The 11440-nt window shown below is 71.0% G+C and carries 11 protein-coding genes; 5 read left to right on the top strand and 6 right to left on the bottom strand.

What is annotated here, in order from left to right; translation table 11 throughout:
- Nucleotides 1-33 precede the first annotated feature (33 nt).
- Together ACWEVN_RS25905 and ACWEVN_RS25900 are read right to left on the bottom strand one after the other, a co-directional pair.
- Nucleotides 34-1128 (bottom strand): C40 family peptidase, encoded by a 1095-nt coding sequence (locus ACWEVN_RS25905; protein ID WP_449681645.1) that lies wholly within the window; start codon nucleotides 1126-1128, stop codon nucleotides 34-36.
- 77 nt (nucleotides 1129-1205) lie between these two features.
- Nucleotides 1206-2168 (bottom strand): nucleoside hydrolase, encoded by a 963-nt coding sequence (locus tag ACWEVN_RS25900; protein ID WP_449681573.1) that lies wholly within the window; start codon nucleotides 2166-2168, stop codon nucleotides 1206-1208.
- A gap of 52 nt (nucleotides 2169-2220) precedes the next feature.
- Here ACWEVN_RS25900 and ACWEVN_RS25895 point away from each other — a divergent pair, with 52 nt between their 5' ends.
- The gene (locus ACWEVN_RS25895) at nucleotides 2221-2976 is read left to right on the top strand and encodes an acyltransferase (protein ID WP_003058890.1); all 756 of its coding nucleotides are present in this window, start codon (nucleotides 2221-2223) and stop codon (nucleotides 2974-2976) included.
- A 261-nt stretch (nucleotides 2977-3237) separates the two neighbouring features.
- Nucleotides 3238-4638, top strand: coding sequence for an alpha/beta fold hydrolase (locus ACWEVN_RS25890; RefSeq protein WP_452053021.1), 1401 nt, complete (start codon nucleotides 3238-3240; stop codon nucleotides 4636-4638).
- A 1-nt stretch (nucleotide 4639) separates the two neighbouring features.
- Here the strand turns inward: ACWEVN_RS25890 and ACWEVN_RS25885 are convergent, their stop codons facing one another.
- Entirely contained in the window at nucleotides 4640-5209 is a 570-nt protein-coding gene (locus tag ACWEVN_RS25885) for an NADAR family protein (RefSeq protein WP_449681570.1), read from the bottom strand.
- Nucleotides 5210-5229: 20 nt separating this feature from the next.
- Complete coding sequence (gene ilvA / locus ACWEVN_RS25880) at nucleotides 5230-6486, bottom strand: threonine ammonia-lyase IlvA (RefSeq protein WP_449681569.1); 1257 nt, start codon at nucleotides 6484-6486, stop codon at nucleotides 5230-5232.
- An 88-nt stretch (nucleotides 6487-6574) separates the two neighbouring features.
- Between ilvA and ACWEVN_RS25875 the strand changes: the two genes are divergently transcribed.
- Nucleotides 6575-7066 (top strand): SigE family RNA polymerase sigma factor, encoded by a 492-nt coding sequence (locus tag ACWEVN_RS25875; RefSeq protein ID WP_452053020.1) that lies wholly within the window; start codon nucleotides 6575-6577, stop codon nucleotides 7064-7066.
- On the top strand, nucleotides 7063-8058 hold the full coding sequence (locus ACWEVN_RS25870) for a hypothetical protein (RefSeq protein ID WP_452053019.1): 996 nt from the start codon (nucleotides 7063-7065) through the stop codon (nucleotides 8056-8058). Before ACWEVN_RS25875 ends, ACWEVN_RS25870 begins: the two co-directional genes overlap by 4 nt.
- Here the strand turns inward: ACWEVN_RS25870 and ACWEVN_RS25865 are convergent, their stop codons facing one another.
- Nucleotides 8059-8409, bottom strand: coding sequence for a DUF2510 domain-containing protein (locus tag ACWEVN_RS25865; protein ID WP_452053018.1), 351 nt, complete (start codon nucleotides 8407-8409; stop codon nucleotides 8059-8061).
- Between the two features lie 53 nt (nucleotides 8410-8462).
- Nucleotides 8463-9887: a short-chain fatty acyl-CoA regulator family protein gene (locus tag ACWEVN_RS25860; protein WP_310974721.1), complete on the bottom strand. Its 1425-nt coding sequence runs from the start codon at nucleotides 9885-9887 to the stop codon at nucleotides 8463-8465.
- Between the two features lie 229 nt (nucleotides 9888-10116).
- Here ACWEVN_RS25860 and aceA point away from each other — a divergent pair, with 229 nt between their 5' ends.
- On the top strand, nucleotides 10117-11397 hold the full coding sequence (aceA, locus tag ACWEVN_RS25855) for an isocitrate lyase (RefSeq protein WP_310974720.1): 1281 nt from the start codon (nucleotides 10117-10119) through the stop codon (nucleotides 11395-11397).
- The last annotated feature ends 43 nt before the right edge of the window (nucleotides 11398-11440 follow it).

The raw sequence follows: 11440 nt of genomic DNA, 5'->3' as shown, positions 1-11440 counted from the left end.
AATTATTTTGTCGCCTGCGCGACCACGCCCTGGTCAGGCTGTCGGCCGGCCCGCTCCCGCGTAGTCGTCGCCGTCCCGGCGGTAGGAGTGGACCTGCACCGCCTGCCCGGTCTGCGGTGCGTCGATCATCTGCTGGTTGCCGATGTAGAGACCGACGTGGTGGATCTTCGTCGCCGGCTCGCCGTAGAAGATGAGGTCGCCCAGCTGCGGGTCGGTCACGTGCGGCACGCTGCGGAACTGCGTGTCGGCCGTGCGCATCAGCTTGATCCCCGCGCTCCCGTACGCCGCCGTCGTCAGGCCCGAGCAGTCGAAGCCCGGGTCGCTGCCGCCGGTGCCGTTGCCGCCCCAGATGTAGGGGAGGCCGATCTTGTCGATCGCGAAGTTGACCGCGCTGAGCACCGCCGGGTTCGGCGGCGTCGCGCCCTGGCCGACCGTGCCGTAGACGTTGACTGTGGCCAGCGTCCGGTGCAGGAACAGCGGCGCCGCCTGCAGCGTGCTGACCGAGTTCCACCACGTCTGGCCCTGGGACAGGTCGTGGCCGTCGGCGCACAGCGCGCGGCCCGTGGTCAGCGCCGCGTCGTCGATATTTTGGACATCGGGTTTCCCGCCGGACGCGCTCGCCTGGTACTTGCCCCAGACCGCCGGGGCGAGCTGCATCGGCCCGGCGGCGTTCGCCGTCGAGACGACCTTGTTGTAGAAGTCGCGCACCTCGATCGTGCCGAGCGGCTTGTCCAGGACCCCGGTGGTGCCGAACTGCCCGCCCTGCGCCCGGCCGTGGTCCGTGGTCACTTTTCCGACCGCGGCCAGCGTGACCCACGAAAGGTGACACCCGGGGACGTCCTTGCTCAGCTTCGTCGTCGCCTTCGCGTAGCCGACCATCGCACGCAACGGGACGTCGAGCCACTGGCTGGTCTTCGACGCCCAGGCGTCGAACTCGCTCGCTTCGGGCACCTTCGGTGGCGTCGAGGTCTGCGGGGGCGCGGTCGTCGGCGGCTTGGACGTCGTCGGCTTGGCGGACGTCGGCGACGCCGTCGCGGCGGCGTTCGTGGTCTCCTGCTGCTTCGGCGCGAGCAGGATGCCGGCCACCAGGGCCCCCGCGACGACGACCACCGCCGCGATCACGACCACGGGCTTCCGCCGGCGAGGCCTGGGCGCGTCCGCCTCGGTCTCGGTGTCGGCCGGGACGACCTCGGGCTCCTCGTCGCTCACCGGGCCGCTCCGGTGAGCCGGTCGAGGACGAAGCCGCGCAGGCCGTCGAGGTCGGTGTCCATCGCGACCTCGATCGGGCGGCCGGGGGAGAACTGCGGATCGTCTTCGCCGAGCCGTCGCCGATCGACCAGGGTCTGGCCGCGCGCCGGGCCGAGGCCGCAGTCGACGTCGACCCGGTAGGTCTCGGTGTGCAGGATGCCCGGCGAAATCGCCTCGGCGACCGCGACGGCGTCGTGCATGACCATCCGGTCCTCGCCGAACACGCGCGTGTAGTGCTGCCGGTAGGTCGAGGTCAGCCCTTCGAGGGTGGCGCCGACGGACCCCGACGACGCGAGCTTTGCCAGCCATTCGCCGTCGACGGCGCAGCGGTGCGTGAGGTCCAGCGGGACCAGCACGACCGGGACGTCCTCCTCGACCAGCACCCGCCGGGCCGCCTCGGGGTCGCTCCAGATGTTGAATTCGGCGGCGGTCGTGCTGTTGCCGAACGTCACGCCACCACCCATGATCACCAGCCGTGCGATCTTCGCCGCCGCGCCCGGGTGGGCCGCGAGCAGCGCGGCGATGTTCGTCAGCGGCCCGATCGGGGCGATGGTCACCGGCTCGTCGGCGGCTTCGAGCAGGTCGAGCATCAGCCGGACGGCGTCCCGTTCCTCCAGCGGACGGCTCGCCTCGGGCAGCGTGTAGGAGTGGCCGGACAGGCCGTCGCCGCCGTGGACCTCTTTCGCGTCACGCGGCTTGGAGTAGACGAGCGGCCGCGCCGCCCCGGCGGCGACGGGCACGTCGTCGCGGCCGAACAGCGCCAGCAGCCGGCGCGCGTTCGACGTCGTGCGGTCGAGGGGGACGTTGCCGAACACCGACGTCACACCGAGGAGGTCGACGTCCGGGGACAGCGCCGCCAGCGCGATCGCCAGCGCGTCGTCGACGCCGGGGTCGGTGTCGATGATCAGCTTCGTGCCCATCCAGCTCCCCTTGCCTGCGAACCCGTCCCGCACACAGGTTACGGTCACGGGCATGACGTCGATGTGGGGTGCGCCCGCGCTGTCGCGGGTGCGGGCCTGGCGCCGTGCCCGGCAGGACCCGCGGCAGGCGAAGTTCCTGACCGCCGACTCGCTGCGCTGGGTGCTGCGCAACCGCGCCTACACGCCGTGGTACCTGGTCCGGTACTACCGGCTGCTCAAGTTCCGGCTCGCCAACCCGCACATCATCCTGCGGGGGATGCTCTTCCTCGGGAAGGACGTCGAGATCCACTGCCGCCCCGGCTACGGGCGCCTGGAGATCGGCCGCTGGGTCCACATCGGCGACGGCAACGCCATCCGCTGCCACGAGGGCTCGTTGCGGATCGGCGACAAGTCCGTGTTCGGTCGCCAGAACGTGATCAACTGCTACCTCGACATCGAGCTCGGCGCGGCCACGCTGGTCGCCGACTGGGTGTATATCTGTGACTTCGATCACGTCATTTCGGACATCCACGTGCCGATCAAGGACCAGGGCATCGTGAAGTCCCCGGTCCGGATCGGCCCGGACACCTGGCTCGGCACCAAGGTCAGCGTCCTGAAGGGCACCCGCATCGGCCGCGGCAGCGTGCTCGGCGCGCACGCGGTCGTCCGTGGTGACATTCCGGACTACTCGATCGCGGTCGGCGCGCCGGCCCGCGTGGTCCGTAACCGCGAAGACGACTACGCGGCCGACGCCGCCCGTCGCGAGGCTGTCGCGGACATGGCCCGGAAGGCGAACAAGGCCCTGCAGAAGACCCTCGGCGAGCAGTAGGACCCTTCGGGCCGCGTGGTCGTTTCGGCGACAACGCGGCGCCGCGGGTGGACCTCGTTCTTCGGGAGCTGCCTCGCGCCGGCCTCCTCGGTTCCGCCGGGGCCGCGCCAGTGCGTCGAGGGCGGCCGCGCCTTTCAGGCGTCTGAACTGCTGTTTTCCGGGTGGTCGAAAATCGGCCACGCGTGTTTCCCGGCCGTTCGGCGGCGATCCTCGGCTGATCGGCCGATCTCCACCACCCCGGACCCCGGAAGCCTGGGGCCCATGTCGATCACCCGGTTCGCCGTCCCGCTGCTCGCCGTCGCGGCGCTGTTGTCCGCCGTCCCCGCGGTCGCCACCGCGAGCCCGCTCTCCTGGCGGCTCTGCGCCGAGGTCGCGAACGGCTGGGACCCCGACGACCACCGCACCGAATGCACGCTGGTCCCGGTCCCGGTGGACTACGCCGACCCCGGTGGTCAGAAAATCGACATCGCCGTCAGCCGCATCCGGGCGACCGGGACGCGGACCGGCGCGGTGCTCCTCAACCCCGGCGGTCCCGGCCAGTCCGGTCTCACCATGCCCCGCAGCATCGCCGACAGTCGCGCCGGCGGCCTCGGCGTCCACCACGACCTCGTCGGGTTCGACCCGCGCGGTGTCGGCTACAGCGCCGACCTGCCGTGCCCGGTCGAGTTCCCCGAGCTGGCCCCGGGCGCCGTCGACAAGGAGAAGGCCCGCGAAGCCGCCGAACGCGCCGCCGCCGTCAACCGGCAGTGCGTCGACGCCCACCCGGCCTTCGTCCGAAATCTGACCACGCCGACGATCGCCCGCGACCTGGATCGCATCCGCGTCGCGCTCGGCGAGGACAAGATCGGCTACTACGGCGTCTCGTGGGGGACCGCGCTCGGCGCGCAGTACCGGTCGCTCTTCGACGACCACGTCGACCGGATGCTGCTCGACTCCGTCATCTCGCCGGACCTGGATGTCACCGCAATGGACGACGGCCAGGCGACCGCGGGCGAGAACACCTTCCACGACTTCGCGGCGTGGATCGCCAGGTACGACGCCATTTACCGATTCGGGACCACGGAGCCCGCCGTCGCCAAAGCGCTGCTCGGCCTGCGGGACCGGCACGGCGCGACCGTCAACGACCTGCTCGCCGGCCCCCGCCGTGACTGGGCCCGCTCGGCGAAGCAGCTCGCCGCCATCCGCGACGGCGGCCGGCCCGTCGTCGCAAAAACGACAACAGGCGGCCTGGGCTGGGACGGCGAGCCGTACGCGTTCAACCACTTCCAGCAGACGGCGCTGCTCTGCAACGAGTCACCGAGCCCCCGGGACTTCGAGACCGTCTGGCAGCACCGCCTCGACCGGATGAAACGCCTCCCGGTCGCCGGCGGCTACGGCTTCTACGAACAGCTCTGCATCGGCTGGCCCCTGGCCGCCCGGCCGTGGATGTTCGAAAAAGGAACAAGCCCGCTGCAGCTCGCCGGCCACGTCTCCGAGCCCATCACCCCGATCGGCTGGGCGCTCGCGATGCAGCAGCGGATCGGCGGCGCGCTCATGACCATCGAGGACGACGTCCACGGCTCGCTGTCGTCGCTGCCCTGCGCCGACGCCGTGGTCACTTTCTTCGACACGGGCAAGACGACCTCGGCGTCGTGCCCGGGGGCGCCGATCCCGGCGCCGTGAGTCAGACGCGGGCCCGCAGCTGGTCGCGGACCTCCATCAGCGCGAAGCCGAGCAGGTTCAGCCCGCGCCAGTAGTCCGGTTTGGTCGCGTTCTTCTCCTCGCGCGCGAGGCCGGTGCCCCAGACGAGGTCCTTCTTGGACGCCTCGACGAGCACCGCGTCCCCGGTTCCCAGCAGGAACCGGCGCAGGTCGCGGTGTTGCCGGAATTTGGCCAGGTTGCCGTCGACGACGATGTCGAACCGGTGCCGCTCCCAGGTGGCGGCGTCGAACCCGGCGACCTCGCGGCCGAGCACCTTCGCCGTCTTCGGGTCGGGCGTCGACCGGATCAGCTCGGCCTTCTCGACATCGCCGAACAACAGCGCCTTGCCCGCCATCATGTAGTGCTCGGCGGTCGGGTAGACGACGCCGTCGGCCTCGAACGGGTCGGCCCACCACTGGCTCAGGCAGCTCGCCGTGACCCGCCCGGACTTCGAGGGCGTGTGCCCGTAGAACAGCAGGTACTCGGGCTCCGCACCCTCGTGGACTTTTTCGCGCAACGCCTCGACACTGCGGACACCGTCGACCTTCACCATCCGCCTAGTGGACCACGTCCTCAGAGCAGGAAGTGGAACAGGGGGCTGCCCGGCTCGATCCGCTCCACCTGCAGCGGGCTCGCGTCCATCCGGGCCAGCAGCCCGGGCAGGTCGGCCGCCCGGGCGATCTCGATGCCGACCAGCGCCGGACCCATCTCGCGGTTGGTCCGCTTCACGTACTCGAAGCGCGTGATGTCATCTTCGGGCCCGAGGACCTGCTCGAGGAACCGCCGCAGCGCGCCCGGCTCCTGCGGGAACCCGACGAGGAAGTAGTGCTTCAGCCCCTCGTGCATCAGCGAGCGCTCGAGGATCTCGCTGTACCGGCTTACGTCGTTGTTGCCGCCGGAGACCAGGCAGACGACGGTCTGGCCGGGCTCGACCTCGACGACCGTGCCGAGCGACGCCGCGGCGAGCGCGCCCGCGGGTTCGGCGATGATCCCGTCCGACTGGTACATCGCGAGCATCTCGGTGCACACCGCGCCCTCGGCGACCGCGGTCAGCTCGGCGCCGCTTTCGCGGATCAGGGGGTAGGTGACCGCGCCGGCCTCGCGGACGGCGGCGCCGTCGACGAACGAGTCGAGCTCCGGCAGCCGCACCGGCTGCCCGGCTTCGAGGGCCGCGGCCATGCAGGCCGCGCCCGCGGGCTCGACGCCGACGATCCGGACGTCGGGATGCCGCTCGCGCAGCCAGCTGCCGACCCCGGCGAGCAGCCCGCCGCCGCCGACGGGCACGACCACGACGTCGGGCACGAAGCCGAGCTGCTCCACGACCTCGAGCGCGACCGTGCCCTGACCGGCGACCGTGCGGACGTCGTCGAACGCGGGCACCAGGGTCGCGCCGGTGCGCTGGGCGTCCTCGTTGGCCGCGGCGAAGGCGTCTTCGTACGTTTCTCCGACAACGATGACCTCGATGTGCGCGCCGCCGAGCGTCGCGATGCGCTCGCGCTTCTGCCGCGGCGTGGTCCCGGGGACGTACACGCGGCCGGTGGCGCCGAGCCGGCGGCACGCGTACGCGACGCCCTGGGCGTGGTTGCCGGCGCTGGCGCAAACGACGCCTCTCGCGCGGACGTCCTCGTCGAGCTGGACGATGAAGTTGTACGCGCCGCGGATCTTGTACGACCGGACGGTCTGCAGGTCCTCGCGCTTCACCCAGACCTGCGCGTCCACCCGGGACGACAGCCGGGCGCTCGGCTCCAGCGGCGTCCGGGTCACCACCCCGGCCAGCCGCTCGGCGGCCTTTTCGATGGTCGCCGCGGTCACCGTGTCGATGTCGTGCACCCCGGTGAATCTACGACTCGGGCGTCCCGGGCAACCGGCCGGGCCTCCGGGCGCATCAGAGGGGTGTCGAACGAGATGGGGGGCGCCGATGGACGCCGGATTCACCGAGTACGTGACCGCGCGGGCGGGATGGCTGCGCAAGGTCGCGTACTTGCTCTGCGGCGACTGGCACCGGGCCGACGACCTGGTCCAGTCGGCGGTCACCCGGCTCTACGCGAACTGGCCGCGGGCCTCCCGCGCCGACAACGTCGACGGCTACGTGCGCCGCACGCTGGTCAACACGTTCCTGGCCGAACAGCGCACGTCGTGGTGGCGGCGGGTGGATTTGCGTGAAAACGACCAGGACCCGCCCGCGCCCGGTTTGGACGTCGAACTGGCCCTCGATCTGCGGGCGGCCCTGGAACGGCTGCCGGCCCGCCAGCGGGCGACCGTCGTCCTGCGCTACTTCTGCGACCTCCCGGTCGCGGAGACCGCGCGGGCGCTGGGCTGTTCCGAAGGCACCGTCAAGAGCCAGACCGCGAAGGCCGTGAACGCGCTGCGCGAGCTGCTGGGCGAACCGATCCGGGAGGGACGAGCATGACCGACCACGAGCTGGCCACCAAGCTGAAGGAACTGGCCGACACGCCTGCCCCACCGCCCCGGATCGACCTCGACCGTGCGCGCCGGGTCGGCGGACGCCGTCGCCGTCTGCGGACCACCGCGCTGGTCCTCGGCTGTGCCGCGGTCGTGACGGCCGGCGGCGTGACGGCGGTGTCGCTGTTCCGGCCGGTCCCGCCGCCGGCGACCACGTCGGCGACCACGCCGGTGGCCACCGTACCCTCGCCCACGTCCGTCACGCCGGCGCCCACCGACAACCCGATGGTGGCGAAGGCGAGCTTCGGCTGGGTGCCCGAGCAGATCAAGGGCGTCGAGTACGCCGTGGGCGCGCACGGCGACACCGTGCTGGCCGTCGGCCAGGGCGAGCTGGCGCCGATGATCTGGTTGTCGATTTACGACCAGGACCCACCCCTCCCGCACAACCTGGGCGGGCAGCCGACCCGGATCCCGGTCCGGATCGGCGACCGCGACGGCTACTGGCTCACCACCGACCCGGCCGACCCGCTGAACCACGGGAACGCCTACCTGCAGTGGCAGGCCCCGGACGGCCGGTGGGCCCGCCTGAACGCGTACTACCTCGCGGTCCCGGACCTGCAGCAGGTGCTGACGCGGGTCGCCGGTGACGTCAGGTTCGGCACCCGGGCGGTGCCCCTGCCGCTGCACATCACCGGCCTGCCGGGCACGTTCCACCTCGGCGACGGTTACCTGCGGCGCCGCGCCGACCAGGACGGCGTCCCGTGGCGGCTGGTGCTGCAGTACACGTCGGACGGCGCGCTGGTCACGATCAACGTCTCGCCGCCCGGCGGCCCCATCGACGGCCTCGGCGAACCGCAGTGCGTGACGAGGAACGGGCTGAAGGCCTGCGTTTCGTTCGACCAGCCGAAGATCAGCGGCATCACCGCGAAGGAACTCCTGAGCCGGATCACCGTGCTCGGCCCGGACGAGGCGAAGTGGACCACGCACGTGATCGGGTGATCAGCGCGGCGGCGCCTGCGTGTGCTCGGTCCAGCGGGTCCCGTCCCACCAGCGCAGGACGCCGCTGGCGCCCGGGTGGGCGTACCAGCCGGGCGGCGGCCCCTGGCGCGAGGCCGGCTGGGCGGTCACCGGCGCGGGGTAGGCGTTGCCGCGGCTCTCGCCGCCGCGGTCGTGGAGGCTCAGCTTGTGCCCGCACGCCCGGCAGTTCGGGGTGAAGGCCTGCACGACCGCGACCCCGCCCGCCGTCGCGACGTTCGCCCAGAGCTTGCCTTGCCGGCGCCCGAATTCGGCGACGGCCGAGTTGGTGCAGCGCTTGCAGTTGTTGCAGCCCGTCCGGACCCGTTCGGCCATGGCGACCCCCTGCCGGTGACGTCGCCGGCGCCCGGTGGCTCGTTACCGGGTGCTCAGCCCTTGGGCACCGCCGGGTACGGCACGAAGGTGCTGGTGTTCTCGTCCACGGTGAGCTGCTTGCCGATCGTCGGGAACGCGCGCTGCGAGCACGCCGGGCGTTCGCAGACTTTGCACCCCATCCCGATCGGCGTCGCGGCTGCAGGTTCGTCCAGGTCGAGACCGGTCGAATAGATCAGCCGCCCGGCGTGGCGCAGTTCGCAGCCCAGCCCGACCGTGAAGGTCTTGCCCGGGCTGCCGTAGCCGCCGATGTTGCGCGACACCGTGCGCGCGATCCAGAAGTAGCTTTTGCCGTCGGGCAGGGTGGCGATCTGGGTGAGGATCTTGCCCGGCTGGGTGAAGGCCTCGTAGATGTTCCACAGCGGGCATGCCCCGCCGACCCGGGAGAAGTGGAACCCGGCCGCCGACTGCCGCTTCGACATGTTCCCGGCCCGGTCCACCCGCACGAACGAGAACGGCACCCCGCGCTGCTTGGGCCGTTGCAGCGTGGACAGCCGGTGGCAGACCGTCTCGAAGCCGACGCCGTAGTGGTCGCAGAGCCGCTCGATGTCGTAGCGGAACCGTTCGGCGGCGGCCAGGAACGGCCCGTAGGGCAGGATCAGCGCCCCGGCGAAGTAGTTCGCCAGGCCGACGCGGGCGAGCGAGCGGGCCGCCGGGCCCGAGAACGCCCACGAATCGGCCAGCTCGGTGATGAGGTCGTCGTACTCGAGCAGGGCGATCTGCGAAGCCATCCGGAACGCCTGCTGCCCGACCCGCAGGCTCGGCGCCAGCCGCAGCACCCGCGTCACCGGCTCGTAGCGGTGCTGCTGGCCGGCGGCTTCGTCGATGCCCTCGCTGGTCACCTCGACGCCGTAGCGCTGGGAAAGCCGCTCCTTCAGCGCGCCCAGCACCTGCCCGCGCAGCAGCGGGATGTCCGCGGCCATCTTCTCGGCGCGTTCGTCCAATTCCGCGACATAGTTCTCGCGCTCGTAGAAGAAGTCGCGGACCTCCTCGTGCGGCAGCGGCGCGGCGGCACTCCCGTGCAGGCCCAGGCCGTTTTCCGTGGTCAGCGCGGCGGTGCTCTCGACGGCGTTGCGGTAGCTGCGGTGCAGCTTGACCAGCGCCTGGGCGATCGCCGGCAGGTTCGTGGCCAGATCGTTGAGCTCGCTGGTCGTGACGTCGATGCCGAGAACCTCGTCGAGCAGGGCTTCCTTGACGTCGGCGACCAGCCGGGACGTGTCGTTGTTGGCGAAGAACTCGGTGTCGACGCCGAACGCCTGCGTGATCCGCAGCAGCACCGGCACGGTCAGGGGGCGCGAGTTGTGCTCGATCTGGTTGAGGTAGCTGGGTGAGATCTCCAGCACACGGGCGAGGTCGGCCTGGCTCATCGAGCGGCTTTCGCGGAGGTGCCGCAACCGGGCGCCGGCGAAAGTCTTCTCCATCCGAGGCCTCCTTTCCGGAAGGTTTCCGGCCCTGAACGGTTACGTGAACGGTCAAGAACGCGGATTTTCGATCACTTGCGAACCGGCCGATTCGCAACCTTTGCAAAGAGCGTACGGACCCTTCGCACAAATTGGCAAATTGGACGACTGGACCGAGTTTTCGCTGGCGTGTCAGGGTCAGGCCAAGCAAGGCGAGCAATCGCAAACTTCGCAACACCGGGAGAGTCCGATGACGGAACAGGCCAAGCAGGCGGCCGCGGAGCTGGCCGCGCAGTGGGCGAACGACCCCCGCTGGGCGGGCGTGCAGCGCTCCTACTCGGCTGAGGACGTCGTCAAGCTGCGCGGCAGCGTCGTCGAGGAGCACACCCTGGCCCGCCGCGGCGCGGAGAAGCTGTGGGACCTGCTGCACACCGAGGACTACATCCACGCACTGGGCGCGCTCACCGGCAACCAGGCCGTCCAGCAGGTCCGCGCGGGCCTGCAGGCCATTTACCTGTCCGGCTGGCAGGTCGCGGCCGACGCCAACCTGGCGAGCCAGACCTACCCCGACCAGAGCCTGTACCCGGCCAACTCGGTGCCGGCCGTGGTCCGCCGGATCAATAACGCGCTGGGCCGCGCCGACCAGATCAGCTGGGCCGAGGGCAACACCGACATCGACTGGTACGCCCCGATCGTCGCCGACGCCGAGGCCGGCTTCGGTGGCCCGCTCAACGCGTTCGAGCTGATGAAGGGCATGATCGCGGCCGGCGCCGCGGGCGTGCACTGGGAGGACCAGCTCGCGTCCGAGAAGAAGTGCGGCCACCTCGGCGGCAAGGTCCTCATCCCGACCAAGCAGCACGAGCGCACGCTGAACGCCGCCCGTCTCGCCGCGGACGTGCTCAACGTGCCGTCGCTGATCGTCGCCCGCACCGACGCCCAGGCCGCGACCCTGTTGACCAGCGACGTCGACGAGCGCGACCAGCAGTTCCTCACCGGCGGCCGCACCGCCGAGGGCTTCTACGAGGTCCGCAACGGCATCGAGCCCTGCATCGAGCGCGGCCTGGCCTACGCCCAGTACGCCGACCTGCTGTGGATGGAGACCTCGGAGCCGGACCTCGAGGTGGCGCGCAAGTACGCCGAGGCCATCAAGGCGAAGTTCCCGGACCAGATGCTGGCCTACAACTGCTCGCCGTCGTTCAACTGGAAGAAGCACCTGGACGACGCGACGATCGCGAAGTTCCAGCGCGAGCTCGGCCACATGGGCTACAAGTTCCAGTTCATCACGCTGGCCGGCTTCCACGCGCTGAACTACTCGATGTTCGACCTGGCGCACGGCTACGCCCGCGAGGGCATGACCGCCTACGTCGACCTGCAGGAGCGCGAGTTCGCTTCGGAGAGCCGCGGCTACACCGCGACCAAGCACCAGCGCGAGGTCGGCACCGGCTACTTCGACCAGGTCGCCACCGCGCTGAACCCGGAGAGCTCGACCACCGCGCTAAAGGGCTCCACCGAAGAAGCCCAGTTCCACTGATCCCGGCCGCGGCCTGACGACGGCAACCCCCACCGTCGTCAGG

Source organism: Amycolatopsis sp. NPDC003861 (assembly GCF_053605405.1).
The sequence above is the reverse complement of the archived record's forward strand: the minus strand, read 5'-3'. Positions and strand labels throughout refer to the sequence as shown.